The 26426-nt window shown below is 74.5% G+C and carries 26 protein-coding genes; 12 read left to right on the top strand and 14 right to left on the bottom strand.

Features of this window, described 5'->3' with window-relative positions:
* Positions 1 to 63: 63 nt before the first annotated feature.
* From ACFV1J_RS24570 to ACFV1J_RS24560, 3 genes are all read right to left on the bottom strand, one after another.
* A complete protein-coding gene (locus tag ACFV1J_RS24570) occupies positions 64 to 1131 on the bottom strand; it encodes an alkene reductase (RefSeq protein ID WP_385861326.1) in 1068 nt (355 codons plus the stop codon).
* Positions 1132 to 1231: 100 nt separating this feature from the next.
* A complete protein-coding gene (locus ACFV1J_RS24565) occupies positions 1232 to 2302 on the bottom strand; it encodes an aminotransferase class V-fold PLP-dependent enzyme (RefSeq protein ID WP_385861324.1) in 1071 nt (356 codons plus the stop codon).
* Positions 2303 to 2383: 81 nt separating this feature from the next.
* The gene (locus tag ACFV1J_RS24560; RefSeq protein ID WP_385861323.1) at positions 2384 to 3088 is read right to left on the bottom strand and encodes a DsbA family oxidoreductase; all 705 of its coding nucleotides are present in this window, start codon (positions 3086 to 3088) and stop codon (positions 2384 to 2386) included.
* A gap of 105 nt (positions 3089 to 3193) precedes the next feature.
* Between ACFV1J_RS24560 and ACFV1J_RS24555 the strand changes: the two genes are divergently transcribed.
* Entirely contained in the window at positions 3194 to 3907 is a 714-nt protein-coding gene (locus ACFV1J_RS24555; protein ID WP_385861321.1) for a class I SAM-dependent methyltransferase, read from the top strand.
* On the opposite strand, the gene ACFV1J_RS24550 is transcribed toward ACFV1J_RS24555, so the two are convergent.
* Together ACFV1J_RS24550 and ACFV1J_RS24545 are read right to left on the bottom strand one after the other, a co-directional pair.
* Positions 3825 to 4430 carry a GNAT family N-acetyltransferase gene (locus ACFV1J_RS24550; RefSeq protein ID WP_385861319.1) on the bottom strand — a complete coding sequence of 202 codons (606 nt, stop codon included), beginning with the start codon at positions 4428 to 4430 and terminating at the stop codon, positions 3825 to 3827. The two genes, ACFV1J_RS24555 and ACFV1J_RS24550, sit on opposite strands and share 83 nt — an antisense overlap.
* Positions 4431 to 4438: 8 nt before the next feature.
* Positions 4439 to 6004: an aldehyde dehydrogenase (NADP(+)) gene (locus ACFV1J_RS24545; RefSeq protein WP_385861317.1), complete on the bottom strand. Its 1566-nt coding sequence runs from the start codon at positions 6002 to 6004 to the stop codon at positions 4439 to 4441.
* Between the two features lie 227 nt (positions 6005 to 6231).
* Between ACFV1J_RS24545 and ACFV1J_RS24540 the strand changes: the two genes are divergently transcribed.
* The 3 genes from ACFV1J_RS24540 (at position 6232) to ACFV1J_RS24530 (ending at position 9109) form a co-directional block, all read left to right on the top strand.
* Positions 6232 to 7002, top strand: a complete 771-nt coding sequence (locus ACFV1J_RS24540; protein ID WP_385861315.1) for an IclR family transcriptional regulator — start codon at positions 6232 to 6234, stop codon at positions 7000 to 7002.
* 77 nt (positions 7003 to 7079) lie between these two features.
* Positions 7080 to 8372 (top strand): sensor histidine kinase, encoded by a 1293-nt coding sequence (locus ACFV1J_RS24535; RefSeq protein WP_385861473.1) that lies wholly within the window; start codon positions 7080 to 7082, stop codon positions 8370 to 8372.
* Entirely contained in the window at positions 8369 to 9109 is a 741-nt protein-coding gene (locus tag ACFV1J_RS24530) for a response regulator (protein WP_385861313.1), read from the top strand. Before ACFV1J_RS24535 ends, ACFV1J_RS24530 begins: the two co-directional genes overlap by 4 nt.
* On the opposite strand, the gene ACFV1J_RS24525 is transcribed toward ACFV1J_RS24530, so the two are convergent.
* Together ACFV1J_RS24525 and ACFV1J_RS24520 are read right to left on the bottom strand one after the other, a co-directional pair.
* Complete coding sequence (locus ACFV1J_RS24525) at positions 9081 to 10310, bottom strand: hypothetical protein (RefSeq protein WP_385861311.1); 1230 nt, start codon at positions 10308 to 10310, stop codon at positions 9081 to 9083. The genes ACFV1J_RS24530 and ACFV1J_RS24525 overlap by 29 nt on opposite strands.
* On the bottom strand, positions 10310 to 11281 hold the full coding sequence (locus ACFV1J_RS24520) for a 5-dehydro-4-deoxyglucarate dehydratase (RefSeq protein WP_385861309.1): 972 nt from the start codon (positions 11279 to 11281) through the stop codon (positions 10310 to 10312). The genes ACFV1J_RS24525 and ACFV1J_RS24520 overlap by 1 nt, the downstream gene beginning before the upstream one ends.
* Before the next feature lie 284 nt (positions 11282 to 11565).
* Here ACFV1J_RS24520 and ACFV1J_RS24515 point away from each other — a divergent pair, with 284 nt between their 5' ends.
* From ACFV1J_RS24515 to ACFV1J_RS24505, 3 genes are all read left to right on the top strand, one after another.
* Positions 11566 to 12384 carry an NAD-dependent epimerase/dehydratase family protein gene (locus ACFV1J_RS24515; RefSeq protein WP_385861307.1) on the top strand — a complete coding sequence of 273 codons (819 nt, stop codon included), beginning with the start codon at positions 11566 to 11568 and terminating at the stop codon, positions 12382 to 12384.
* Positions 12385 to 12519: 135 nt separating this feature from the next.
* The gene (locus ACFV1J_RS24510) at positions 12520 to 12792 is read left to right on the top strand and encodes a GlsB/YeaQ/YmgE family stress response membrane protein (RefSeq protein ID WP_030799231.1); all 273 of its coding nucleotides are present in this window, start codon (positions 12520 to 12522) and stop codon (positions 12790 to 12792) included.
* A gap of 112 nt (positions 12793 to 12904) precedes the next feature.
* A complete protein-coding gene (locus ACFV1J_RS24505; RefSeq protein WP_385861471.1) occupies positions 12905 to 14143 on the top strand; it encodes a TerD family protein in 1239 nt (412 codons plus the stop codon).
* Here the strand turns inward: ACFV1J_RS24505 and ACFV1J_RS24500 are convergent.
* Positions 14118 to 15161 carry an LLM class flavin-dependent oxidoreductase gene (locus ACFV1J_RS24500; protein ID WP_385861305.1) on the bottom strand — a complete coding sequence of 348 codons (1044 nt, stop codon included), beginning with the start codon at positions 15159 to 15161 and terminating at the stop codon, positions 14118 to 14120. The genes ACFV1J_RS24505 and ACFV1J_RS24500 overlap by 26 nt on opposite strands.
* 71 nt (positions 15162 to 15232) lie before the next feature.
* Here ACFV1J_RS24500 and ACFV1J_RS24495 point away from each other — a divergent pair, with 71 nt between their 5' ends.
* The gene (locus ACFV1J_RS24495; protein WP_385861303.1) at positions 15233 to 16120 is read left to right on the top strand and encodes a class I SAM-dependent methyltransferase; all 888 of its coding nucleotides are present in this window, start codon (positions 15233 to 15235) and stop codon (positions 16118 to 16120) included.
* On the opposite strand, the gene ACFV1J_RS24490 is transcribed toward ACFV1J_RS24495, so the two are convergent.
* The gene (locus ACFV1J_RS24490) at positions 16117 to 17574 is read right to left on the bottom strand and encodes an alkaline phosphatase PhoX (protein WP_385861301.1); all 1458 of its coding nucleotides are present in this window, start codon (positions 17572 to 17574) and stop codon (positions 16117 to 16119) included. The genes ACFV1J_RS24495 and ACFV1J_RS24490 overlap by 4 nt on opposite strands.
* Before the next feature lie 166 nt (positions 17575 to 17740).
* A complete protein-coding gene (locus tag ACFV1J_RS24485; protein WP_385861299.1) occupies positions 17741 to 19234 on the bottom strand; it encodes a hypothetical protein in 1494 nt (497 codons plus the stop codon).
* A 243-nt stretch (positions 19235 to 19477) separates the two neighbouring features.
* On the opposite strand from ACFV1J_RS24485, the gene ACFV1J_RS24480 reads away from it, so the two are divergent.
* The 3 genes from ACFV1J_RS24480 to dapA all read left to right on the top strand — a co-directional run bounded on the left by ACFV1J_RS24480 (position 19478) and on the right by dapA (position 22736).
* Positions 19478 to 21316 (top strand): endonuclease/exonuclease/phosphatase family protein, encoded by a 1839-nt coding sequence (locus ACFV1J_RS24480; protein WP_385861297.1) that lies wholly within the window; start codon positions 19478 to 19480, stop codon positions 21314 to 21316.
* Between the two features lie 135 nt (positions 21317 to 21451).
* Complete coding sequence (locus ACFV1J_RS24475; RefSeq protein WP_199812430.1) at positions 21452 to 21601, top strand: hypothetical protein; 150 nt, start codon at positions 21452 to 21454, stop codon at positions 21599 to 21601.
* A 187-nt stretch (positions 21602 to 21788) separates the two neighbouring features.
* Positions 21789 to 22736 carry a 4-hydroxy-tetrahydrodipicolinate synthase gene (gene dapA / locus ACFV1J_RS24470; RefSeq protein ID WP_385861295.1) on the top strand — a complete coding sequence of 316 codons (948 nt, stop codon included), beginning with the start codon at positions 21789 to 21791 and terminating at the stop codon, positions 22734 to 22736.
* On the opposite strand, the gene ACFV1J_RS24465 is transcribed toward dapA, so the two are convergent.
* From ACFV1J_RS24465 to ACFV1J_RS24450, 4 genes are all read right to left on the bottom strand, one after another.
* Positions 22639 to 23574 carry an EI24 domain-containing protein gene (locus ACFV1J_RS24465; protein WP_385861293.1) on the bottom strand — a complete coding sequence of 312 codons (936 nt, stop codon included), beginning with the start codon at positions 23572 to 23574 and terminating at the stop codon, positions 22639 to 22641. The genes dapA and ACFV1J_RS24465 overlap by 98 nt on opposite strands.
* A gap of 137 nt (positions 23575 to 23711) precedes the next feature.
* On the bottom strand, positions 23712 to 24719 hold the full coding sequence (gene dapD, locus ACFV1J_RS24460; protein WP_385861291.1) for a 2,3,4,5-tetrahydropyridine-2,6-dicarboxylate N-succinyltransferase: 1008 nt from the start codon (positions 24717 to 24719) through the stop codon (positions 23712 to 23714).
* A 127-nt stretch (positions 24720 to 24846) separates the two neighbouring features.
* A complete protein-coding gene (locus ACFV1J_RS24455) occupies positions 24847 to 25167 on the bottom strand; it encodes a DMT family transporter (RefSeq protein WP_385861289.1) in 321 nt (106 codons plus the stop codon).
* Positions 25168 to 25218: 51 nt separating this feature from the next.
* On the bottom strand, positions 25219 to 25683 hold the full coding sequence (locus tag ACFV1J_RS24450; RefSeq protein WP_385861287.1) for an SgcJ/EcaC family oxidoreductase: 465 nt from the start codon (positions 25681 to 25683) through the stop codon (positions 25219 to 25221).
* A 144-nt stretch (positions 25684 to 25827) separates the two neighbouring features.
* Between ACFV1J_RS24450 and ACFV1J_RS24445 the strand changes: the two genes are divergently transcribed.
* Entirely contained in the window at positions 25828 to 26301 is a 474-nt protein-coding gene (locus ACFV1J_RS24445; protein WP_385861285.1) for a MarR family winged helix-turn-helix transcriptional regulator, read from the top strand.
* Positions 26302 to 26426: the final 125 nt, after the last annotated feature.

Raw genomic sequence — 26426 nt, 5'->3', positions numbered from 1 at the left:
AAGTCCGGTGGCGCGGCCGCCGCACAGCAGGGTCTGTGCGGCGGCCGCGCCGTCGTCGGAGGCTCAGTCCGCCAGCGGCGGGTAGTCGAGGTAGCCGGTGTCGTCGCCGCCGTAGAAGCTCGCCCGGTCGGGGGTGTTGAAGGGGCCGCCGAGGGCGAGCCGGCGGGGCAGGTCGGGGTTGGCGAGGAACAGCGCACCGTAGGCGAGCAGATCGGCCTCGCCGTCCTCGATGAGGCCGAGCTCCTCGGGGCCGGTGGGCCGGCCGTCGGTGGCCGGGTTGAGCAGGAACGTGCCGCCGAAGCGCTTGCGCAGCCGGGCCAGCAGGTCCAGGTCGCGGACGTCGCAGGTGTGCAGGTAGGCCAGGCCCAGCGGGGCGATGGCCTCGATCAGCGTGGTGTAGGTGGTCTCGGGGGCGGGTTCGGCGATGTCGTTGAAGGGGTTGCCGGGCGAGATCCGCAGTCCGGTGCGGTGCGCGCCCACGGCGCCCGCGACGGCCCGGACGACCTCGATGGCGAAGCGGGCCCGGGCCTCGTCGGAGCCGCCCCACTCGTCGGTGCGGAGGTTGGCGTTGGGCGCCAGGAACTGGTGGATCAGATAGCCGTTGGCGCCGTGGATCTCCACGCCGTCGAATCCGGCCTCGACGGCGTTGCGGGCCGCCGCGGCGAATCCGTCGATCGTCGCCGCTATTTCGCCGCCGGTCAGCTCGCGCGGGGTGACGAAGTCCGTCGGGCCCTCCTGGGTGAAGCCCTGGCCGGCCGCGGCGACCGCGGAGGGCCCGACCGGCACCAGGCCGTCGGACAGCAGCACCGGGTGGCCGATGCGGCCGCCGTGCCACAGCTGGGCGAAGATCCGGCCGCCCGCGGCGTGCACGGAGTCGGTGACCGCGCGCCATCCGGCGATCTGCTCGGGGGTGTGCAGGCCGGGGGTCAACGGATAGCCGCGGCCGACCGGTTCGGTCTGCGCGGCCTCGGTGATGATGAGGCCGGCCGAGGCCCGCTGGGTGTAGTAGCGGACCATCGACGGGGTGGGGACGCCCTCCTGGGTGGCGCGGTTCCTCGTCATGGGCGCCATCACGATGCGGTTGGCGAGCGGGATGCCGGCGAGCTCGAAGGGCTCGAATGCGGTGGTCACTGAGGGCCTCTCAACTACGGTGCGAAGGCAGGGCATTGCCCATGACGGTTCGTCACCGTCCAACGCACCGGGCCCGCCCGGCATTCCCGTCACCGGCCGGCTATTTCACCAGCTCCAGCAGCCGTTCCACGTCGGCCGTCCCGTTGTAGAGGTGGAAGGCCGCGCGCAGCAGGCCGCCGCGCACCGAGATCCGTACCCCGGCCCCGGCCAGCCGCTCCTGGGCATCGGCCGGTCCGGGGACGGAGACGATCGCCGAGCCGGGCGCGGGCCGGGGGGTCAGGCCGCGCTCGGCCAGTCCGGCGCGGTACTGGTCGGCGAGCGCGGTGTTGTGGGCGTGGACGGCGGCCACGCCCAGCTCCTCGATGAGGCCGAGGGACGCCGCGGCGCCGGTGTACGCGAAGTGGGCGTGCGGTTCGTCGTAGCGGCGGGCGGTGGCGGCCGGCCGGATCAGGCCGTAGTTGGACTCGTCGAGGTCCTCCCCGGCCACCCAGCCGGCGTGCGGCGCGGGCGGCCAGCCGGGGCCGCTGCCGCTGGGGTCGCGGTCGCCGCCGAAGGCCATGAAGGTGGTACCGCGCGGGCACAGCAGCCATTTGAACGCGCCGCAGACCAGGAAGTCGTAGTCGGCGGCGCGCAGCGGCAGCCAGCCGGCGGCCTGGGTGGCGTCGAGGTAGGTGAGCGCGCCGTGGGCCGCCGCGGCCTCGCGTACCGCGGCGAGGTCGGCGATCCGGCCGTCGAGCGACTGCACGGCGCTGAAGGCGACCAGGGCCGTGCCGGGGCGCACCTCGTCGGCCAGCGCCTCCAGCGGCACGGTGCGCAGGGTGAGGTCGGGGTGGGTGCCGAGCGGGTTGACCAGGGAGCTGAAGTCACCCTCGGGGGCGAGGACTTCGCTGCCGGGCGGGAGCGAGGCGGCGACGGCCGCGGACTGCACCGCCACCGAGCTGCCGATGGCGACGCGTTCGGCGGGGATGTCCACCAGCCGGGCGAAGGCGGCCCGGGCGGCGGTGGGGGCGGCGAAGTAGTCGCGGCCCATCGTGCCGTAGGAGGTGGCCTCCTCGACGGCCGCGCGCAGGGCGTCGGCGCTGCGCCGGGGGAGCAGTCCGCTGGAGGCGGAGTTCAGATAGGTCGTCTCGGGCGCGAATTCGGCCCCGCCGAGTGGCTCATGTCGCTGCATGTCCCCCACTGTGCTCGGCGGGGCACGCTCCGTCCACGGTGTTTCGGTCGTGGTCGTGCCCGAACGGTGGCCGGTTCGCGGTCAGCTTCCGGGCACCGCGCAGCCGTCCGGCCCGCAGACCTCCGCGTCACCGGCCGGCACGCTCTCCACCACGCCGTCGGCGTGCGCCCGCTCCAGGGCCTGCCGGAAGACCTCGGCGGGCTGGCCGCCGGATATGCCGTAGCGGCGGTCGATGACGAAGAACGGGACGCCGGTGGCGCCCAGCTCGGCGGCCGCGCGCTCGTCGGCGCGCACCTCCTGGGCGTACGCGTCGGGGTCGGCGAGCACCCGGGCGACCTCGTCGGCGGGCAGTCCGGCGCCGGTGGCGAGCTCCGTGAGGACGGCGGGGTCGCCGAGCGGCCGGGCCTCGGCGAAGTTGGCGCGGTAGAAGGCGTCGAGCAGCGCCTCCTGGCGGCCGTGCGTCCGGCCGAGGTGCAGCAGCCGGTGCAGGTCGAAGGTGTTGCCGTGGATGCGGTCGGAACGGTAGCCGAGGCCCTCCTGGGCGGCCGCCGCGGCGACCCGGGCCTCCATCTGCTCGGCCTGGGCGCGGCTGACGCCGTACTTGGCGGCGAGCATGTCGAGCACCGGGACGTCGGAGGCGGGCGGCGCCTCGGGGTCCAGCTCGAAGGAGCGGTGCACCACCTCGACCTCGGCGCGGTGCGCGAACGCGGCGAGCCCGGCCTCGAAGCGGGCCTTGCCGATGTAGCACCAGGGGCAGGCGATGTCGGACCAGATTTCGACGCGCATGTGCTGACTTTCCTCGTCGGGACGTGTGCTCGGGACGTGTGCTCGGGACGTGTGCTGCGTGCAACCGCGCGGGGCGCCGGGCTATTCCGTGGGTACCGTCCGGACATGACCTCGCCACAGGGATTCCTCGGGTTCTGGGAGACGACCGGCTCCGCGAAGACCTTCACCCACCCGCTCGATCCGGCGCTGCTGGACGCCTACGTGCCGCGGCGGGCGCGGGTGCTGGACTACGGCTGCGGCTACGGGCGGTTGACCGCCGAACTGGCCGCGCTGGGGTACCGCGGGGTGTGCGGGGTGGACGTCTCGGCGGCGCTGATCGCGCGGGGGCGGCGGGAGCACCCGGAGCTGGACCTGCGGCGGTACGCCGGGCTTCCGCTGCCGTTCGGGGCCGGGGCCTTCGACGCGGCGCTGCTGTTCGCGGTGCTCACCTGTGTGCCCCGGGACGCGGACCAGGAGGCGATCGCCGGGGAGCTGGGGCGGCTGGTGCGGCCGGGCGGGGTGCTGTACGTGAGCGACGTACCGCTGCAGGACGACGCGTTCAACCAGGAGCGGTACCGGCGGTTCGCGGACCGGTACGGCACGTTCGGGGTGTTCGAGACGCCGGACGGCGGGGTGTTCCGGCACCACACCCCGGAGCGGCTGCGGGGGCTGGTGCGGGCGGCGGGCTTCTCGGTGGTGACGGAGCGGACCGGGTCGGTGGGGACGCTGGACGGGCGGCGGGCCGAGCGGCTGCAGCTCATCGCCCGGCGGACGACGGCTCCGACGGCTTCGACGGCGGAGCCTCCGGGGCCGGGCCGGTCAGGTCCAGCGCCAGCGTGAGGTGGGTGGCGTCGGGGGCGGGGCGGCGGTCCGGGTCGGGGCGCCAGCCGAGCCGGTCGTAGAAGGCGCGGGCGCGGTGGTTGTGCCAGCGGACGTCGAGGACGGCGCGGGCGAATCCGGCCGTGCGCCAGGCGCGCAGACAGGCGGTGTGCAGGGCGCGGCCGACGCCAGTGCCCCAGTGGGCGGGGGCGACGTGCAGCTGGTGGAGGGTGACCGTGGGGCGGGCGGTGCCGGTGCGCGGGGCGTTCCCCCGGGCCGTCGAGGCGTGCGGGAGGTAGCAGGCGGCGCCGATGACCGTGCCGTGGCGTTCGGCGCAGAGCGCGGGGGTGTCGGCGCGGTCCAGGACCCCGGCCCAGGCGTCGTGCCAGCGGGCCTGTTCGGCCGGGGCGTCGAAGGGCGTGCCGGGGTGGCGGGCGCGGTGGTACGCGGCGCGGGCGCCGGTGTGCAGGGCGGCGATCGCCGTCAGGTCCGCGTGGGTCGCGCCGCGGATCCGGAGGGCGGTGGGGTCGGGGGTGGGGCGCACGCCGGGCCTCATCCGCCCTCGGGGCGGCCGTCGATCCGGCGCGGCAGTCCGAGCGGGTTGCCGTCGCGGAGTTCGGGCGGCAGCAGGGCGGGCGGGGTGTCCTGGTAGGCGACCGGCCGCAGCCAGCGTTCCACGGCGGTGCCGCCGACGGAGGTGGAGGTCGAGGTGGTGGCCGGGTAGGGGCCGCCGTGGTGCTGGGCGGGGGCGACCGCGACGCCGGTCGGCCAGCCGTTGACCACGACCCGGCCGGCGAGCGGGGTGACCCGGGCCAGCAGCCGGGCGCCGAGGCCGCCGCCGTCGGTGCCGTCCCCGTCGGTGCCGGCGGTCTCCGCGTCGCCGAGGTGGAGCGTCGCGGAGAGGTTGCCGGGCAGACGGGCGAGGACGGCGCCGACCTCGGCCTCGTCGGTGTAGCGGGCGACGACGGTGACCGGGCCGAAGCACTCCTCCAGCAGCAGGTCGTGCGGGCCCTCGGCGGCCAGGCGGGCGGCGGGCACGGTGAGGAAGCCGGCGCTGACGGTGTGCTCGCCGCCGGCGCCCGGGGTCACCGGCGCCTCGACGTCGGGGAGCCCGGCGCGGCCGCGGACGCCGCCGAGGAACGCCTCGCGCATCCGGTGGTCGAGCAGCACCCCGGCCTCGGTGTTGCTGACCGCGTCGGTCAGCGCGGTCAGCAGCCGGTCCCCGGCCGGCCCGGCGGGCGCCAGCACCAGGCCGGGCTTGACGCAGAACTGGCCGGTGCCCAGGGTCATCGCGGCGGCCAGCCCGGCGCCGATCTGCCCGGCGCGTTCGGCGGCCGCGGCCTCGGTGACCACGACCGGGTTGAGGCTGCCCAGCTCGCCGTGGAAGGGGATCGGGTGCGGGCGGGCCGCGGCCGCGTCGTACAGGGCGCGGCCGCCGCGCACCGAGCCGGTGAAGCCGGCCGCGGCCACCAGCGGGTGGCGGACCAGGTCGATCCCGGCCTGGAAGCCGTGGACGAGGCTCAGCACGCCGGGCGGCAGCCCGGTCTCGTCGGCGGCGCGGCGCAGCAGTGCGGCGCACAGTTCCGAGGTGGCGGGGTGGTCCGGGTGCGCCTTGACCACGACCGGGCAGCCGGCCGCGAGGGCGCTGGCGGTGTCGCCGCCGGGGACGGAGAAGGCGAGCGGGAAGTTGCTGGCGGAGTAGACCGCGACCACGCCCAGCGGGATCTTGTAGCGGCGCAGGTCGGGCCGGGGCGGGGTGAGGCCGGGGTCGGCGTGGTCGATCCGTACGTCGAGGAACGCGCCGTCCTCGACGAGGTCCGCGAAGGACCGCAACTGGTAGGTGGTGCGGGCGAGTTCGCCGGTGAGCCGGCCGGGGCCGAGCGCGGTCTCGGCGTCGGCGGCCTCGATGACCGCCTCGCCCGCCTCGTCGAGCAGACCGGCGGCGCGGCGCAGCAGCGCGGCCCGCACCCCGCGGTCGGCGAGCGCCTCGCGGGCGGCGTGCGCGGTGCGGACCGCGGTGTCCACCTCGGCCGCTGTGGCCTCCACCGCAACCTGCTCCCGCCGCTTCCCGGTTCGGGGGTCGACACTCCAGACTGGTGCTGCCGCTGCCGCTGCCACCGTGCATTCCTCCAGGGTGCTGCCGTGCCGGGTCGTACTGCGCCGTGCCGGGTCGTGCGGGCCCGTCGCGGGTGCGGTCCGGGACGTCCGTTCCCGGGCGTGGTGCCCGGTTTCCGGAGCCGCCCGGACCTTGCAGCGGACCGGACACCGTTCGATATGCTGAACGTCGTCCCAGATCTTGAACAATCGGGACTCTATGGCTGTCCGAACAGAGGGGTCAAGGGCGAATGTCAGCTGCCGATTCCGGAGGATCGCAGGTCAAGTCCGCGGTGCGGACGGTGGAATTGCTGGAGTACTTCGCGGGCAGCCCCGGTATGCATTCCCTCGCCTCCGTCCAGGAAGCCGTCGGCTACCCGAAGTCCAGCCTCTACATGCTGCTGCGCACCCTCGTCGACCTCGGCTGGGTGGAGACCGACGCGACCGGCACCCGTTACGGCATCGGCGTCCGCGCGCTGCTGGTCGGCACGTCGTACATCGACGGTGACGAGGTGGTGGCGGTGGCCCGGCCGACGCTGGACCGGCTCTCCGACGACACCACCGAGACCATCCACCTCGCCCGCCTCGACGGCACCAATGTGGTCTACCTCGCCACCCGGCAGTCGCAGCACTACCTGCGCCCGTTCACCCGGGTCGGCCGGCGGCTGCCCGCGCACTCCACCTCGCTGGGCAAGGCGCTGCTCGCCACGTACACCGACGACCAGGTGCGGGCGCTGCTGCCGCCGACGCTGGCGCAACTGACCGAGCACACGATCACCGACCGCGAGCGGCTGATCGAGGAGCTGCACGCGGTGCGCGAGCAGGGCTATGCGGTCGACCGCGAGGAGAACACCCTGGGCCTGCGCTGCTTCGGCGTGGCGATCCCCTACCGCACCCCGGCCCGGGACGCGATCAGCTGCTCGGTGCCGGTGGCCCGGCTGACCCCGGGCCATGAGCAGACGATCAAGGACGCCCTGTTCGACGCCCGCGACCGGCTGGCCCTGGCCACCCGGCGGCTGTGAGGCGCCGACGGCTCCGGCCGGGGCTGCGCCTGTGGGGCGGCCGCTGGATCCACCTGATTCTGGGCGGCGCGCTCCTGATGCCGTTCTATCTGGTGACCTCGCTGGTGGTCATGCCGCTGCTCTGGCACGACCCCGACCCGCTGCGCCAGGTGGGCGTGCAGTTCGCCGCGTTCGGCTGTGCGCTGCCGCTCGCCGCGGTGGCCGGGCTGCTCGTCCCGCCGCTGCGCCCACTGGAGGTGACCGCCGTACGGTCCCTGTGCGGGGTGCCCGGCGAGCGGCTGGCCGACGGACCGGCCCTGACGTGGGCAGCCCGCCGGCGCAGCGCACTGTGGTTCGTGGCGCACCTGCTCGCCGGCGGCACCGTCAGCGGGATGACCCTGGCCGCCCCGCCCGCCGCGGTGCTGCTGCTGGTGCTGCCGTTCTCGGCGCCCCTGCGGGACTCCGTACCGCCCTGGACGCGGGACCTGCCCGGCGTCCTCGGCCCGCTCGCCGGACTGGGGTTGCTGGGCCTGGTCCTCGGCACCGCCTGGGCCGCCGGGGCCCTGCTGGCCCGCTGCGCCGCGCCGCTGCTGGGACCCACCCCCGCCGACCGGCTCGCCGCGGCCGAACGCCGCGCCGCCGACCTGGCGTCCCGCAACCGGCTGGCCCGCGAACTGCACGACGCGGTGGGGCACGCGCTGAGCGCGGTCACCCTCCAGGCGAGCGCTGCCCGCCGGGTCCTGGACGCGGACCCCGAGTTCGCCCGCCGGGCACTGGCCGCCATCGAGGACACCACGCGGGCCGCGGTCGCCGAACTGGACACCGTCCTGGGCCTGTTGCGCGAGGAGGACGGCACCGATCCGGCGCTGCCCGCGCCCACCCTGGACGCCCTGGAGGCGCTGCTGGACCGGACCCGGGCGGCGGGCGTACCGGTCGAGGCGACCGTGCGGGGCCGCCGCACCGGGCTGCCGCCGGTGGTCTCCCGGGAGGCGTACCGCATCGTGCAGGAGGGCCTCGGCAACGTCCTGCGGCACGCCGGGCCGGTCCCGGTCCGGCTCCAACTGAGCGCCGTAGGAGGGGAGTTGCTGATCCGGCTGGAGAACCCGCTGCCGGCGGCACCGGAGTCGGCCGCCGGGTCCGTGCCGTCGCCCCGGGTGGGCGGCGGCCGCGGCCTGCGGGGCATCGCGGAGCGCGCCCGGCTGCTCGGCGGGGAGGCGACCGCCGGGCCGCAGGACGGAACATGGCGGCTGACCGTCCGGCTGCCGCTGGCGGAGAACACGCCGGACACGACGCACGGCACGACGCACGACACGACGGGCGACACGGCGGACCACACGGGGAACGGGACACCGGACCGGCGACGGGCCGGGCAGGAGGGGGAGGCACCATGACGCGGGAAGCAGCCACGGAGGCGTCGGCGGAACGGGACGAGCCGCCGGGCGCCCCGCCGCCGCTGCGCCTCGTCCTCGCCGACGACGAGCGGATGGTGCGCACCGCGCTGCGCGCGATCCTGGGCGCCGAGCCCGACATGGAGGTCGTCGGCGAGGCCTCGACCGGCGCCGAGGCGGTGCCGCTGATCCGGTCGCTGCGGCCGGACGTGGTGCTGATGGACGTGCGGATGCCGGAGATCGACGGGATCCGGGCGACCGAGCAGGTGCTCGCCGGGATGCCCGATCCCCCGCGGATCATCGTCGTGACGACCTTCGAGAACGACGCCTACGTCTACGACGCGCTGCGGGCCGGCGCCAGTGGCTTCCTGCTCAAGCGGTCCGGTGCCGACGAACTGGTGCAGGCGGTACGGCTGGTGGCGCGCAGCGACTCGCTGCTGTTCCCGGCCGCGGTACGCGGGCTGGCCGCCCGGTACGCCGGGCAGCGGGCCGCGGAGGACACCGCGCGGATGCTCAGGGCCCGGCTGTCCGAGCGGGAGCGGGCGGTGCTGCGGCTGATGACCGCGGGCCTGACCAACGCCGAGATCGCCGGCCGGCTGGGCGTGGGCCCCGCCACGGTGAAGACCCATGTGGCGGGCGTGCTGGCCAAACTCGGCGTCCGCGACCGCACCCAGGCCGTCATCGCGGCGTACGAGTGCGGGTTCGTCCGCCCTACGGCCCCTCCCCCGCCCCGTCCCTGAGCTCGGCCAGCGCCTCCCGTACGGCGGCCAGGTCGTCCTCGCCGGCCAGGCCCGCGTGGTACAGGCGGAGTTCGTCGGCGCCCAGGCGGGCCGCGTGGGCGGCGTCGGCGGCGAGGGTGCGCGGGCTGCCGCCCATGCCGGAGACGATGGTGAGGTTGGCGGCGACCGTCGCGGCGGCGGGCCGCGGGCCGGCGAACGGGCCGAGCACCGCGGCGCGGGCCGCCGCGCCCCCGGTGCAGGGCAGGACCACCCCGTCCGCGTCGGCCAGTGCCTCCCCCGGGTCCACCCCGGGGTCCGCGCCGCAGCGGTGGGCGGCGGGATCGGCGTGCAGCAGCACCCGGAAGCCGTCCGGCGCGGCCGCCCGTACGGCGCCCACCACCGCGCGCCGCAGCGTCCGGGCGGCGCGGTCCCGCCAGGTGCGCAGCACACCGGCCGGCTCCGCGCCGAGCAGCGCCTCGACGGCGGCCCACTCCCCCTCCCGGTCCGTCGGCGCGGGGTCCGGCGAGGCCGCGCCCGCCGACCAGAGCGGCTCCAGGGCGCGCACCACCGCGGCCCGCAACTCCTCGGGCGGCACGCCCAGTTCGCGGTATCCCCCGGCGCACACCGGACAGAAGCAGACCGACATCAGGTACCGGGCGGCGCCGGACAGCCGCACTCCGGCGATCTTGTCGTGGGCGTGCAGATGGGCCAGCCCGTACCAGCCGCAGGACTCCAGTTCCGTGCCGCGGGCGCCCGGGCGGACCGCTGCCTCGGCGGCGAGGTCGACGAGGTAGCCGCGTATCTCGGGCCGGGCGATGCACGGCGCCCAGGGGTAGGCGTCCCCATAGGCGTTGCGGACCACGACGGACGGATGCTCGGTGCCCAGACGGGAGTTGTGCGCCAGCACGACCCAGGTGTGCACCTCCAGGCCCGCGTCGGCCAGCGCCCGGGCCGCCGCGCCGAAGGGGTCGGGGCCGGGCACCCAGTCCTGGGTGTACGGGCGCAGTTCCCGGCCGGCCCAGCGGGCGGGGTCCGGCGGGTAGAGGACGGCGGAGTGCCGGGCGGTGACGATGCGGTGGCGCGGGTGGCGGGGGGTGAGGGCGCGGGTGGAGTGGTAGGCGGCGGCCAGGGCGACCTGGTCGATGCCGAGGCCGGCGAGGCGGGCGGGGGCGTCCGGGTCGCCGACGACGTCCCAGGGGTAGAGGAAGGCGGCGGCCCGCATCAGGCGCCGGCCCCGGGTGCCGCCGCGGCCAGCGCCAGCCCGTGGTCGATCAGTCCGGCCAGCTGCTTCAGGTGTGCGGGGGCCGGTTCGCCGAGCGGGGGCCGGACCGCGCCGACGTCCGGGCCGCGCATCCGTACACCGGCCTTGACCAGCGAGACGGCGTAGCCGCGGCCCTGGTTGCGGAGTTCGACCAGCGGCCGGTAGAAGCCGTCCAGCAGCCGCCGCACGGTGTCGTGGTCGCCGGTGGTGAGCGCCCGGTGGAAGGCGAGGGCGATCTCGGGGGCGAAGGCGAAGACGGCGGAGGAGTAGCGGCGGACGCCCAGGCCCAGGTAGGCGGGGCCGGTGAGTTCGGCCGTGGGCAGGCCGTTGAAGTAGAGGAAGTCCTCGTCGGGGGCCTCGGTGCGGACCGCGCTGATGATGCGCTGGAGCAGTTCGAGGTCGCCGAGCCCGTCCTTGAGGCCGATGATGCCGGGGGTGCGGGCCAGGGCGGCGACGGTGGACGGGGCGAAGACGGCGTTGTCGCGCTGGTAGACGACGACCGGCAGCGGGGTGGCCGCGGCCAGTGCGGTGTAGTGCCGCAGCAGGCCGTCCTGTCCGGGGACGACGAGGTAGGGCGGCATGGCGAGCAGTCCGTCGGCGCCGGCCCGGTGGGCGAGGTGCGCGAAGTGCACGGCGAGCGCGGTGCCGTAGCCGGTGCCGGCGATCACCGGGATGCGGCCGGCGGCCTCCTCGACCGTGGCCGCGACGCAGGCGGCGAACTCCTCGGGGGTGAGCGCATGGAACTCGCCGGTGCCACAGCAGGCGAAGACCGCGGCCGCGCCCGCGTCGATGCCGCTCCGTACGTGGGCGCGGAAGGCCGTCAGGTCCAGGGCGCCGTCGGGGCCGAACGCGGTCACGGGAAAGAACAGCAGTCCGTCGAGACGGTCGGCGAGCCGGGTCCCGGCTGCCGCGGGGGGAGGGGGTGCGGTCACTGGGCTCTCCCTGACATCCGCGTAGGCTTCTTATGTGCACGTTTCTGATCGACGTCCATATTCCTGAACGGCAGCACGCTAGAGCAGCCGCCCCACACCGGTCAAGGGTGCCCAACTTCCCTGAAAACAGCGGGACGACAAGCCGATTTACCCGATCCGTCACATGTCTTGACCGGCCCTGGTGCCCTCCCTAGCGTGTGCCGTCCACGGACATGAATACGGGTCCCGTCCGTGCCGCACGGCAGCCGGCCCGCCCACGTCACCGCCCGAGGAGCCCACCGCCCATGACCGCACCCCGCACCGTCCTGCTCACCGGCGCCGCCGGCGGGCTCGGCACCCTGATGCGCGAGCTGCTGCCGCCCTACGGGTACCGGCTGCGCCTGTTCGACCAGCGCCCCATCGAGAACGCGGCGGGCGAACCGGACGTCATCACCGCCGAGTTGGCCGACAAGGAGGCGCTGCGCGAGGCGGTGCGCGGGGTCGACGCGATCGTCCACTTCGCCGGGATCTCGCTGGAGGCCCCGTTCGAGAAGATCCTGCGCGCCAACATCGAGGGCACCTACCACCTCTACGAGGCGGCGCGCGAGGCGGGCGTCCGCCGGATCGTCTTCGCCTCCTCCAACCACGCGGTCGGCTTCACCCCGCGCCCGGCGGACGGCTCCGGCGCGATCCCGGTGGACACCCCGCGCCGCCCGGACACCTACTACGGCCTGTCCAAGGGGTTCGGCGAGGACCTCGCCTCGCTCTACTGGGACCTGCACGGCATCGAGACGGTGTCGGTCCGGATCGGCTCCTGCTACCCGCGACCCACCACGGTGCGGATGCTGTCGATCTGGCTCAGCCCGGCCGACGCGGCCCGTCTGCTGCATGCCGCGCTCACCGCGCCGGACGTCGGCCACACCGTCGTCTACGGCTCCTCCGCCAACACCCGCCTGTGGTGGGACCTGTCGTCCGCGCGGGCCCTCGGGTACGAGCCGCAGGACGACTCCGAACCGTACGCCGCGGAACTCCTCGCCGCCCAGGGCGAACTGGACCCCGAGAACCCCGAACACGCCCACCTCGGCGGTGCCTTCTGTACCGATCCGCCCCGGTGGCCGTACTGAGCGGCGGCCCGCCACCGGGCGGTGCGGGCGTGGCCGGGACCACGGCACGGAACCCGCGCCGCCCGCCCGGCGTCCTCGTCTGTGCACCGGCACACCGCTGTGCACGCACACACGCGCAGGAACGAGGAACGCATCATGGGCATCGTCAGCTGGCTCGTACTGGGACTGATCGCGGGCATCATCGCCAAGGTCCTGCTGCCGGGGCGCGACCCGGGCGGGATCGTCGGCACGACCCTGATCGGCATCGTGGGGTCCTTCATCGGCGGCTGGCTGTCCACCAAGTTCCTGCACCGCCCGATACCGAAGGACTTCGGCGAGCCGTCCATGTGGATCGCCTCGGTCGCCGGTGCGCTGGTCCTGCTGATCGCCTACCGGCTGCTGTTCGGCAACTCCCGCGATCGGCGGTGACGATGGGGCGGCGCACGATGCGGCGTACGACGGTACGGCGGGCGGGCGGCCGTCCGGCCGCGGGTAATGGAACCGCAAAGGCGAACCGATCGTTGGTCCCGGCATGACCGCTATGACTCCTGGCTCGAACCTCCCGCTCACCGCCGTACGGGTCGCGGTGGACGTCACCGCCCCCGTGCGGCTGGACGTGTCGGGGCTGCTGCTCGGCGCCGACGGCAAGGTGCGCTCCGACGACGACTTCGTGTTCTACAACCAGCCCAGCGGCCCGGGCGTGACGTACTCCGCGGCGGCCGGCGGCGACACCATCACGGTGGACACCGCCGCGGTGCCCGAGGCCGTCGAGAAGATCGTGGTCACCGCGAGCCTGGACGCCCCCGGCGCGACCTTCGCGGGCACCGAGCCGACCGGGACGGTCCGCAACGCCGACGACGGCAGCCTGATCGCCACCTTCACGCCGCCGCGGCTGGGCGCCGAGACCGCGCTGGTGGTCGTCGAGATCTACCGCCGGGCCGGGTCCTGGAAGGTCCGCGCGGTCGGCCAGGGCTACGCCGACGGCCTGGCGGGCATCGCCACCGACTTCGGCGTGCACGTCGAGGAACCCACCGCCCCGGCCGCCGCACCCACCGCCCCGGCAGCCCCGCCCGCGCCGCCCGCCCCGCCGGCCCCGGCCGCTCCCCCGGCCCCGGCCGGCCAGTGGGACCCGCCCGCCGGCGCCCCGGCCCCGGTGTCCCCGCCGCCGGCCGCCGCCGCGCCCGCCCCGGCTCCCGGATCCGGGAAGGTCAACCTCGACAAGGGCCGGGTCAGCCTGCAGAAGAACCAGACCGTCTCGCTGGTCAAGGGCGGCCGCCCGCTGCTCGGCTCGGTCCGGATGGGCCTCGGCTGGGAGCCCGCCTTCCGCGGCCGGAACATCGACCTGGACGCCTCCGTCATCGCCTACGGCCCGGACCGCAAGAAGATCGACAACTGCTTCTTCGGCAAGCTGATGATCCTCGGCGGCGCGATCCAGCACTCCGGCGACAACCTCACCGGCGAGGGCGCCGGCGACGACGAGGCGATCACCGTCCACCTCGGCGGGGTGCCCCCGGAGGTCAGCGGCCTGGTCTTCGTCGTGAACTCCTTCTCCGGCCAGAAGTTCTCCGACGTCGCCAAGGCCTACTGCCGCCTGGTGGACGCACAGACCGACGAGGAACTGGTCCGCTTCGACCTCACCCACGGCGAACCGCGCACCGGCGTGATGATGGCGAAGCTGATCCGGCAGTTCTCCGGAGAGTGGGAGATGACCGCCATCGGCGAGTTCGTCGACGCCCGCACGGTCCGCGGAATGGTCAAACCGGGCGGTCAGGCGCTGTGAGCCCGGCGACCCGGGCCAGCCGCTCGTACGACTCGGTCAGCGCCGCGCGGTCGTAGGTGCTGGTGGTCACCAGCACCTCGTCCGCGCCGCTGCGCTCGATCAGGGTGCCGAGGGCGTCGGCCACCTGCTCCTCCGTGCCGTGGACGGGCCCGCGCAGGGCGTCCTCGTAGAAGCCGCGCTCACGGTCGGACATCCCGGCCGTGGCCGCCGGACCGTCCTCGGCGGGCCGCAGCGGCGGAAAGACGCCGTGGGTACGGGAGTACGCCAGCGAACGGGCCTCCGGCAGCAGCAGCCGGCGCGCCGCCGCCTCGGTGCCGGCCACCGCCACCGTCCCGGAGACGACCACGTACGGGCGCTCCCACAGCGGCGACGGCCGGAAGCCCTGGCGGTAGCCGTCGATGGCCTCCAGCATCCGCTGCCGGCCGCGGAGGTCGCCGATGACCAGCGCCAGCCCGGCCGCCGCGGCGATCCGTGCGCCGGCCCCGGTCGCCAGGACGAACGCCGGGAGCCGCAGCCCCTCCGCGGGCCGCGCGTGGACCTGCGGATGGGTGGTCTGCTCACCGGTGAAGTAGCCGAGCAGCTCGGTCAGTTGAGCGCCGAAGTCCTCGGCGGCGTCCTTCTCCGTGCCCAGGGCGCGGCGGATCCCGCCGGTGAAGCCGACCGACCGGCCGAGCCCCATGTCGATCCGGCCGGGGAAGAGCGCCTCCAGCACCCCGAACTGCTCGGCGACGACCAGCGGCCGGTGGTTGGGCAGCATCACCCCGCCGGTGCCGACCCGGATCCGGGAGGTCGCACCGGCCACCGCGGCGGCGAGCACGGTCGGCGCGGAGCCGGCGACGCCGGGCACGCCGTGGTGCTCGGAGACCCAGAAGCGGTGGTAGCCGAGCCCCTCGACGCGGCGCGCCAGCGCCACCGTGTCCCGCAGGGCGGCCGCCTCCGGGTGCCCTTCCCTGGTGCGGGAGCGGTCCAGGACCGAAAATTGTGTCGTCCGTGTCGTCCGTGTCGTCGAGTTCCCCACCTCTGCTTCAACGTCCCGCCGCCCCCAGGATTCCCCGTCCCCGCCCGCCGGCCGCGGAAGGAGCCTCTCCGATGGCGCAGCAGCAGCCGCAGACCGGCCCGGCCGGAGCCACCGGTCACCCGGACGGCCCAGCGTCCGCACCGGATCTCCCGCCCCGGGTCGCGACGGTCTACGGCGCGTACGACCTGGCCACCGTGCCCGCCTTCGCCGGCGGGTTCATCAACTTCGGCTACTGGGCGGGGCTGGGGGACCTGACCGGCCGGCCGCTGACCGAGGCCGACCGGGTGCGCAGCGAGCAGGACCTCTACCGCCTGGTGCTCGGCACGTTCGACGGGGTGCGCGGCCACAGCGCCCTGGAGGCCGGCTGCGGGCGCGGGCTGGGCTGTGCGCTGGCGCTGCGGGAGTTCGGACTGGACCCGGTCATCGGTCTGGACGCGCACCCGGACCAGATCGCCCGGGCCCGGGCGGCGCACGTCCAGCTGCTCGCCGGGGGCGCGGGCGGTTCCGGGCGGCTCACGTTCGTGCTGGGCTCCGCCCAGCGGATGCCGCTGCCCAGGGAGACCTTCGACTGCCTGTACTCCGTCGAGGCCGTGCAGCACTTCCGTGCCCCGGCCGCCTTCGCCCGTGAGGCGGCGCGGGTGCTGCGGCCCGGCGGCCGGCTGGCGCTGACCACGTTCTTCGCCCGCACCCCCGCGGCCGCCCGGGAGCTGCCCGGGCTGCTGCCGCCGTACGCCGACGGGCTGGACGTGCCGCACGTGATCGACGAGTTCGCCGGGACGCTGGCCGCGGCCGGGCTGCGGGACGTCATGGTCCGGCCGATCGGCGAGGCGGTGTGGGAGCCGTACGACCGGTACATGGCCCAGCAGCCCGAGCTCGCCGACGACGAGTGGCCGCGCCGCTATCTGACGGCGTATCAGGCCGGGCTGCTGGACTACTACCTGCTCACGGCGGTGCGCTAGCGCCGGCGGGGCTGCCGCTTCCAGGGGCCGGTGATGGCCAGCATGATGCCAGGCTCCTGGATGTTGGCGAAGAGGGTGCGGCCGTCCGGGGAGAAGACCGGGCCGGTGAACTCGCTGTACTCGGGCGCCTCGGCGGTGCCGAGGTTGAGCTCGTTGCGGGCCAGGGGGTAGGTGCGGCCGTCCTCGGTGGCGCCGAAGAGGTGCTGGACGCCCTCGCCGTCCTCGGCGATGATCAGGCCGCCGTAGGGCGAGACGGTGATGTTGTCCGGGCCGTCGAACGCGCCGTCCTTGCCGGGGTCGGGGTTGACGCCGAGCAGCACCTTCAGGGTCAGGGTGCGCCGCCGCGGGTCGTAGAACCAGACCTGCCCGTCGTGCTGGACCGGGCTCTCCTCGCGGGCGTAGGAGGACACCACGTAGGCGCCGCCGTCCGCCCACCACAGGCCCTCCAGCTTGCGGGCGCGGGTGACCTCGCCGTCCTTGAACTGCTTGCGGACGGAGGTGGTCCGGGCGTCGCGGTCGGGGACGTCGACCCAGTCGACGCCGTAGACGGTGCCGGGCCGGGTGGCGCGGGAGAGGTCGTCGACGAACCGGCCGCCGGAGTCGAAGCACTTGAACGCCTGCAGCACACCGGCGTCGTCGGCGAGGGTGCGGAGCTTGCCGCGGCCGTGGTGGAAGCCCTGCGGCGGGGTCCAGCGGTAGAAGAGGCCGTTGGGGCCGGCGGCGTCCTCGGTGAGGTAGAGGCGGCCGCGCCGGGGGTCGACGACGACGGCCTCGTGGGCGTAACGGCCCAGCGCCTTGACCGGCTTGGGGTCGCGGCCGGCCTTGCCGTCGTGCGGGTCGACCTCGAAGACGTAGCCGTGGTCCTTGGTCATGCCGTGCTGGCCGGCCTTGTCCTCGGTCTCCTCGCAGGTGAGCCAGGTGCCCCAAGGGGTGGTGCCGCCCGCGCAGTTGGTGGACGTACCGGCTATGCCGACCCACTCGCCGATCGGCGTGCCGTCCTTGGCGACCTCGACGACGGTGCAGCCGCCGGCCGCGGCCGGGTCGTAGACCAGCCCCTCGGCCAGCGGGACCGGGTGCGGCCAGCCGGCGCGCGGCCCCTTCAGCTCGTGGTTGTTGACGAGGAGGGTGGTGCCGCGGTGACCGGCGAAGGTGCCGGTGCCGTCGTGGTTGGAGGGGGTGGACTCACCGCTGTCCAGCTTGGTGACACCGGAGTGGGTGACGATCTTGTACGAGAACCCGGCGGGCAGGGCGAGGATGCCGTCCGGGTCCGGAAGGAGCGGGCCGTAGCCGGCCGGGTGGCCCTGGCCGTCCGCCGCTCCGTCCTGGTCGGCGTCCGCCGCTTCGGCGGCGAGCGCGCCGGGCGCGGTGGCCAGTACGCCGGCGCTGCCGGCCAGCGCGACCCCCGCGCCGGCGAGGGCGGAACGCTTGGCGAAGTCTCTCCGGGTGAGCGGCATTGTCATCTCCTGGATGGCCGGTTCTACTCCCCTGTGCCTGCGTCGCACACGTTCTCGTGCGCCGTCGAACTCCAGTTGAACGCGGTGCGACATCCAGGAAGCAGTTGGGGCCGGCCCGGGCGGTGTTCCCGCCCCCGGACCGGCCCCTTGCGGCGGATACTCAGTGCTACTGCTGGGAACGCGCCTTGAACGCGGCCTTGCGGGCCTCCTTGGCGGCCTTCTTGTCCGGGTGCAGCCGGCCCATGGCGTCCAGGACGTCGGCGGTGGCCGGGTGGTCCACCCGCCAGGCGGCGTCGAAGAAGCCGCTGTGCTGCTCGGTCAGGCCCTGGACGAGGTCGCGCAGCTCCGCCTCGGCGCCCTCGTCCGCGCTGGCCAGCTGGGCGGCGATGGTGTCGATCGTCAGCCAGAAGACCATGTCCTGGGACGGCTCGGGGATGCCGGGCAGCCCGCGCTCGGCCAGCCAGACCCGGGCCAGACCGCCCAGCTGCCGGTCGTCGAGCACCTCGCGCAGCGCGGCCTCGGCCTCCGGGGCGACCAGCGAGAGGGTCTGCTGGGCGGCGAGCCGGCGGCGCGGGGCGTCCGCGTCGTCGCCGCGGGCGGCGCCGAGCAGCTCGCGGGCGGCGTCCAGCGGGCCGCGGGCGGCGAGCCACTGCTCGGACTCGGCCTGGGCGTGCGCCTCGGGGTAGTCGGGCAGCGCGTCGAGGAGGACGTCGGCGCCCTTGCCGGTGAGGTCGCCGACCGCCGGGGCGTCGGCGCCCGCGTCCAGCAGCCGGGTGCGGACCGCGTAGACGCCGAGCGGGGTGAGGCGGACCAGGCCGTAGCGGGAGACGTCCTCGTCGGTGAGCGGTTCGGCGGCCCGGACCGTCTCGCCCTCCTCGTCCAGTTCCTCGATGAGCGCCTCGTCGACCGGCCGGTAGGCGACCAGGCCGATCGGCTCCAGGACCCGGAACTGGTCGTCCAGGCGCATCATCGCCTCGGAGACCTCTTCGAGGATGTCGTCGGTGGGCTCGTCCATGTCGTCCGGGACGATCATGGAGGCGGCCAGCGCGGGCAGCGGGACGTTCCGGTCGGGGCCCTCGGCCAGGGCGGTGAGGAGGTAGAGGTTGCCGAGGATGCCGTCGAGCAGCTCGGCCTCCTCCTCCGGGTTCCAGTCGAGGGCGTCCAGGTCCAGCTCGCCGCCCTCGGCGAGCTGGTCGGCGATGTCGGCGAGATCGGGGGCGGCCGCGTCGGCGAGAACGGTCTCCATGCCGGACAGCCAGATGTCGAGGATGTCCTGCGGGCTGCCGGAGGTGAGCAGCGCGAGCTCCTCGCCGGGGGTGGCGGTGCCGACCGCGGCGTCGGCCGGGCCGGCCCCGTCCCCGGCGGTCGCGTCGGCGTCCGGGATCTCCTCGATCTCGACCAGGCCGGTGTCCACCGCGAGCTGCCACGCCTCGGCGGTGTAGGCGGGGCCGTCCTCGTCGGCGGTCAGGCCGAGGTGTTCGGTGGCGGCGGCCAGCGCGTCGTCGAGGATCTCCCCGCCGGCGCCGACCGGGACGCCCCGCTCGGCCCAGCGGGCGAGCCGGGCGGCCCGGGCCATCAGGGGGGCGCTGAGCGCGTCCCGGGCCAGTTCCGCTTCGGAGCGCAGCCGCACCGGCGGCAGGGTGGGGCGGTCTGCGGACATCGGGTGCTCAGCTCCTCGAAAACGGACTACGGCTGGGGGACCTCCCAGCGGTGGCTGGGGGAGGCGCCGCCCCAGCGTAGACGGAATTCTCCGTATCTCGGGCGGTTCACCCCCGCGCCGCCCGCCGGTCACCCGCGAAACCTTGACAACTCCCTTGCCCGCACAAGAGATTGACGCGCGTAGCGTGACGCCGGTCCCGGCTCCGCACACACCGACCACCCCCCTCTCCCCTCGGAGGCATGCATGCCGTCCCGTCGTCCGCTCCGCAGACCAGCCGCCCTCGGCGCGGTGGCCGCGGCCGCCCTCGCCGGCGGACTGCTGACCGCCACCCAGTCCGCCTCGGCGGCCGGCACCCGGATCCACGACATCCAGGGCAGCACCCGAATATCCCCGCTGGCCGGCAAGCAGGTCAGCGACGTCCCCGGTACGGTCACCGCCGTCCGGGCGTTCGGCTCCTCGCGCGGCTTCTGGGTGCAGGACCCGCACCCGGACGACGACCCGGCCACCAGCGAGGCGGTCTTCGTCTTCACCGGCAAGGAGACCCCGAAGGTCTCGGTCGGGGACGCGATCACGTTCTCCGGCACGGTCAGCGAGTACTACCCGGGCGGCAAGGACGCCGGCCTGCAGTCCGTCACCGAGATCACCAAGGCGACCTGGAAGACCACTTCCTCCGGCAACCCGCTGCCGGCCGCCCATAAGCTCAACACCGCCTCGGTGCCGGATCGTTACGCCCCCGACGCGGGCGGCAAGAGCATCGAATCGCTGAAGCTGCGCCCCGGCAGTTACGCGCTGGACCGCTACGAGTCGCTGGAGGGCATGCGGGTCGCGGTCGGCGGCGCCCGGGTCGTCGGCCCGACGAACAAGTACCACGAGCTGTGGGTGACCGCCGAGCCGGGCCACAACCGCACACCGCGCGGCGGCACCCTCTACCGCTCGTACGCGGACCCCAACGGCGGCCGGGTGAAGGTCGGCTCGCTGATCCCCTTCTCCGAGCGGCCGTTCCCGGTGGCCGACGTCGGCCAGACGCTGGCGGGCACCACCGCCGGACCGCTGGACTACGACAACTTCGGCGGCTACACCCTCCAGGCCACCGAGCTGGGCAAGCTCACCGGACACGGCCCGGCGCCGGAGACCACCCGCAAGCAGAAGTCCGGCGAGCTGGCGGTGGCCACGTACAACGTCGAGAACCTCGCACCGGACAACCCGCAGGCGAAGTTCGACCGGCTGGCCAAGGCCCTGGTGCACAACCTGGCGGCTCCGGACGTCGTCGCCCTGGAGGAGGTGCAGGACGACAGCGGCGCCAAGGACGACGGCACGGTCACCGCCGGCAGCACGCTCAAGAAGCTCACCGACGCGATCAAGGCGGCCGGCGGCCCGGCGTACGCATGGCGGCAGATCGACCCGGTCAACGACCAGGACGGCGGCCAGCCGGGCGGCAACATCCGGGTGGCGTTCCTGTACGACCCGGCCCGGGTCTCGTTCACGGACGTCAAGGGCGGCGACGCCACGACCCCGGTCAAGGTCGTCGGTGACCACGGCCGGGCCGCGCTGTCCGCCTCCCCGGGCCGGATCGCCCCGGCCGACCCGGCGTGGAAGACCAGCCGCAAGCCGCTGGCCGGGCAGTTCTCGCTCAAGAGCCGCCCGGGCAGCCGGATCTTCGTGATCGCCAACCACTTCAACTCCAAGGGCGGCGACCAGGGCCTGGACAGCCGTTTCCAGCCACCGGTCCGCTCCTCGGAGACCCAGCGCACCGCCCAGGCGAAGCTGGTGAACGCGTTCGTCAAGGACCTGCTGGCCAAGGACCCGAAGGCGGACGTGGTGGTCGCCGGTGACCTCAACGACTACCAGTTCTCACCGGCCCTGAAGAACCTCACCGCCGGTGGCGTCCTCACGGACCTGGTGAACGGACTGCCGGCCGCGGAGCGCTACGGCTACGTCTACAGCGGCAACTCGCAGGTGCTCGACCACATGCTCACCAGCCGACAACTGACCAGGCCGGACTACGACATCGTGCACCTCAACGCCGAGTACGCCGACCAGGCCAGCGACCACGATCCGCAGGTGCTGCGGATCACGCCGTGAGGCCCGGGCTCCCGCCCTCCCGTCACCCCGCGTGACCCGTCCGTCACTCCACTGGCCCACGTCCGGGAGCAAACCGCGGCCGGGAGTGCGGTACTGGCAACGTAAGCAACATTCGGCGAGACATAGGGAGTCATCATGCCGAAGGCGCAGAACCGTAAGTCGGGCAACAAGGACCGTGCCGCTGAGCGGCGCGCCGACCAGCGGAAGCCGAAGTCGTCGGAGGAGTCCGCTTCCGAGCGGACCCAGGACCTGAAGCGTTCGCGGAATGGCCTGACTGACGCGTGATGGGCCTCAGCAGCCCGGCGGCCGTCGCACCGAGAGGTGCGGCGGCCGCCCCGCGTTTGCGGGTGCGGAGCCACCGGCCGGCGCGGCGCTGTGAGCCGTCAAGCCATCAACTACGTGCTTTCGCTTAAGAGTTGTCACCCGCCCAACTAAGTGGACGTGAAACATGATGGACCTTCACACTCCCGGCATGGAGCACCCCACCACACCCTTCGGCCGTACCGCGGTCGCCATGATCACCCCGTTCACCGCCGACGGGGAGCTGGACCCGGACGGCGCCCAGCGGCTCGCCACCCGGCTCGTCGACGAGGGCGGCTGTGACGCGCTGGTCCTCAGCGGCACCACCGGCGAGTCCCCCACCACCTCGGACGCCGAGAAGGAGACCCTGCTGCGGGCCGTCGCCGAGGCGGTCGGCGACCGGGCGTGGATCACCGCCGGGGTCGGCACCAGCGACACCCGGCACACCGTCGAACTGGCCCGCGGTGCCGAACGGGCGGGCGCACACGGCCTGTTGGTGGTCACGCCGTACTACTCACGGCCCCCGCAGGAGGCCGTCGCGCACCATCTGCGCACGGTCGCGGACGCCACCGGGCTGCCGGTGATGCTCTACGACATCCCCGGCCGCACCGGCACCGCGCTGACCGCGGACACCCTGCTGCGGCTGGCCGGCCACCCGCGGATCGCGGCGGTCAAGGACTGCGGTTACGACCTGCTGAAGACGGCGAAGGTACGGGCCGCGACGGACCTCGCGTACTACGCGGGCTGCGACGAGCAGATCCTGCCGCTGCGCGCGCTGGGCGCCGCCGGCTGCGTCAGCACCGCCGGCAATGTGGCACCGCGGGCGGTGCGGGCGGTCCTCGACGCCTACGACGCGGGCGACACCGCCGGCGCGGCCCGCCGCCAGCTCGCGCTCATCCCGCTCATCGAGGCGGTGACCGGGTCCGGGACGCCCGGCACGGTCGCCGTGAAGGCGCTGCTGACGCACCTCGGGCTGCCGGCCGGGCCGGTCCGCGGCCCGCTGCTGGACGCGGACCCCGCGCTCACCAGCCGGCTGGCGGACGCCCTGCGGACGGCCCTGGACCGGACCGCGGACGCGGAGGCTGCGGGGCGTGCGGTGCCGGCGGGGGTGCCGGGCTAGCCGGGACCGGTCCGGCGCCGGCCGGGGCGGCGGCACCGCCCCGGCCCGCGGCCTCGTCCATGCCTTCGCCGCCGCCCCCGTGGCCGCCCTCGTCCCCGTTCCCGGCCGGTACCAGGTCCCGCACCAGCAGCGTGGCGCCGGCCACCGCGCCCGGCATGAGGGCGACCGCGAGGAACGGGATCAGGAAGAGCAGCACGAGCGGGGTGCCGAAGCCGACCGCCAGCGCCTTCCGGCCGCGCAGCAGCCGCAGCCGGGCGCGCACCGGAACGTCCCGGCGCTGCATCGCCACCGCGGTCAGCTCGACGGTGAGGAAGAACCCGGAGACGCAGAAGCCGATCGCGGGCACCACGGTCTGGCCCAGGAACGGCACGAAGCCGAGGACGAACAGCAGGATGCCGAAGCCGGCCGCGCGCAGCAGTACGTGGACGCTGTCGCGCAGCGCGAGCGCGAGCTCCCGCCACAGCGGCCGGTCCGGGCCGGGCGGGCAGTACCCCTCGCTCTCCTCGACCTTCGCCGAGAGCGACTCGTAGAACGGGTCGCCGATCAGCAGGGTGACCGCCGTGAAGGTCAGCACCGACAGGGTCAGCCCGCCGGCCAGCAGCAGCGCCACGAACACCCCGCGCAGCAGCCCCTGCCAGGGCGAGCCCCAGTCGTCGGCGAACGGCGTCGCCCAGGCGGCGAGATCACCGGACCAGATGGCCAGCGCGATGAGCACCCCGACGTAGAGCACCAGCGCGATCAGCGCCGGGATCAGCCCGAACCCCCACCACCGGCCGTGCCGGGCAACCCAGCGCTGGCCCTCCCCCAGATACCGCATCCCCGCTACAAGATCACGCATGGCCCCCAGCCTAGAGGGTGCCCGGCGACGGTGTGGACGGGGCGGTCACCATGCGAGGGCGGCCCGGCGGAACGCTTTCCGCCGGGCCGCCCCGCACTTCACCGAGGGTGCGCCACCGCCCCGTTGTGCGGGGACGTTCAGTTGTGGCTGTGCAGGATCTCGTTCAGGCCGCCCCAGGTCGCCTTGTTGGGGCGGGCCTCGACGGCGCCGGTGGTGGAGTTGCGGCGGAAGAGGATGTTGTCCGCGCCGGACAGCTCCAGGGCCTTGACGATCTGGCCGTCGGGCAGCGTGACCCGGGTGCCCGCGGTGACGTACAGACCGGCCTCGACGACGCACTCGTCGCCCAGGGCGATGCCGATGCCGGACTCGGCGCCGAGCAGGCAGCGTTCGCCGATCGAGATGATCTGCTTGCCGCCGCCCGAGAGGGTGCCCATCGTGGAGGCGCCGCCGCCGATGTCGGAGCCGTCACCGATGACCACGCCGGCGCTGATCCGGCCCTCGATCATGGAGGTGCCCAGCGTCCCGGCGTTGAAGTTGACGAAGCCCTCGTGCATGACGGTGGTGCCGGCGGCGAGGTGGGCGCCCAGCCGGACCCGGTCGGCGTCGGCGATCCGCACCCCGGCGGGCGCGACGTAGTCGGTCATCCGCGGGAACTTGTCGACGCTGGTGACCGCGAGGTGCAGCCCCTCGGCGCGGGCGTTGAGCCGCGCCGTCTCCAGCCGGTCGACCGGCACCGGGCCCAGCGAGGTCCAGGCGACGTTCGACAGCACGCCGAAGAGGCCTTCGAGGTTCTGCCCGTGCGGCTTGACCAGGCGGTGGCTGAGCAGGTGCAGCCGCAGGTAGGCATCGTGCGCGTCCAGCGGCTTGTCGTCGAGCGAGGCGATGACCGTGCGGACGGCCACGACCTCGACCTCGCGGACCGGGTCGGGGCCGATCGCCTTGAGGACGGCCGGGCCCAGCAGTTCGGTGGCGCGCTCGTCGTCCAGGCGCTCGGTGCCGGCCGGGCCGGGGCCCTCGGCGGTCACGGTCACCAGCTCGGGGGCCGGGAACCAGGTGTCGAGAACGGTGCCGTCGGAGGTGACGGTGGCGAGCCCGGCGGCGACGGCGCCGGTCGTGCGGGAAGCGGAGGTAGCAGCATCGGTCATGCGGGAAACCTAACCGGAGGGCGCCCGCCGAGGCGAACCGGTCTCAGTGCTCGGGCCGGCCCGTACGGTCGCACCACCGGCCTTGTACGGCCGTACGAAGCCGCCGCGGCCGTGGTGCCGTGGTCCGTCAGTGCGCCCCGTCCAGGTTCAGCACCACGACCCCGGCGATCACCAGGAATATCCCGAAGATCTTCAGCGCGCTGGTGCTCTCCCCCAGGAAGACCATGCCGATGGCCGCGATCACCGCCGTCCCGACACCGGCCCAGATGGCGTACGCGGCGCCCATGCTCATCGACTTCAGGGTCTGCGCGAGCAGCGCGAAGGCGATCAGGTAGCCCACCGCGGTCCCCAGCGACGGCCACAGCCTGCTGAAGCCGTCGCTGTACTTCATCGAGGTGGTCGCGAGGATCTCGGAGAGGATCGCGGCGGCGAGCGTCAGATGGGCCATGCGGACGACCGTACCGAGCGCGGGGGTGCCGGTCGGCGGTCGGTCGTCCGGTCAGTCGCCCTTCGGCGCCCATCGGGCCAGGGCGGCGCTGAGCGCCTCCGTGCGGGGACGGTGGCGGGTGTTGTGGAAGGCGCGGATCCGCCAGTCACCGTCCGGCTCGCGGACCAGGACGTAGGTCTGGACGGAGAGCGCGCGGCGGCCGGGCCGGGTGCGGCGGCCCTTGAGGACGGCGCCGCGGGCGTGGACCAGTGCCACGTCCGGGGTGAGGAACGCCAGGCCGGTGATCTCGGCCCAGAGCCGGGAGCCCTTCAGGACGCCGGCGAACAGGCCCCGGTGTCCCTCGACGACCCCCTCACGGCCGGTGAGCCGGCCGCCGTAGAAGGTGATGTAGTCGGCGTCCTCGGTGAACGAGCTTCCGTAGGCGTCGGCGTCGCCCCAGGCGAGGCGGTGCGCGGCGAAGCGCTCGCGTACGGCGGCCGCCGCGTCCTGGGTGGTTGCGGTCGGTGCTGCGGTCATGACTCCCCCTGTGAAGAAGAACGGCTGCAGTTATTTGCATGCACGCATGCAATATATGCAGGCATGCAAGAATGTGGCAAGGGGGCTGCCCACAACGGTCCGCCCCGCACACGAGTCACGGTTTCCGCCCGGAAGGTGAGCGAGATGTCCGACCAGCAGCGCGACGCCCTGCTGCAGCAGCACGCCGACAGCTACCGCGCCTATGTCACGGCCACCGTGCTGCACGGCCAGGCCGCCGCGGAGGTCCTCGGCCAGCACCCCACCGACCTCTACGCGCTGCACACCCTGGAGCTCGCCGGGCCGCTCACCACCGGCGCCCTCGCCGAGCGCATCGGCCTCTCCCAGAGCGCCACCACCCGGCTCGTCGACCGGCTGGTACGGGCCGGCCGGGCCCGCCGGGCGGCCGACCCCGAGGACCGGCGGCGGGTGGTCGTCGAGCCGCTGCCGCTGCCGCACGAGGAGGACGAGGCCGCCTTCGGGCCGGCCCGCCGGCGGATGGCCGAGGTCTTCGGCACCTTCACCGAGGACGAACTGCGCGTCCTCTTCCGCTACTTCGCCGCCGCGGCGCCGGCCCTGCGGGCCGCCACCACGGAGACCAAGGGCCTGCCAGGGGCCTGACCCCACGGGCCGCAAACACGTCACGGCCGTGCCCGCCAGTGGTGCGGCGCGGGGGCCCCCAGGGCGAGCTGACCGCACGCCGAGTGCCCCGCCACGACGGATCGCCGCGGGACTCCCAGCCGCAG

The organism is Streptomyces sp. NPDC059649, from assembly GCF_042734445.1.
Lineage (GTDB): Bacteria > Actinomycetota > Actinomycetes > Streptomycetales > Streptomycetaceae > Streptomyces.
This window is presented reverse-complemented; position numbering and strand designations above follow the sequence as displayed.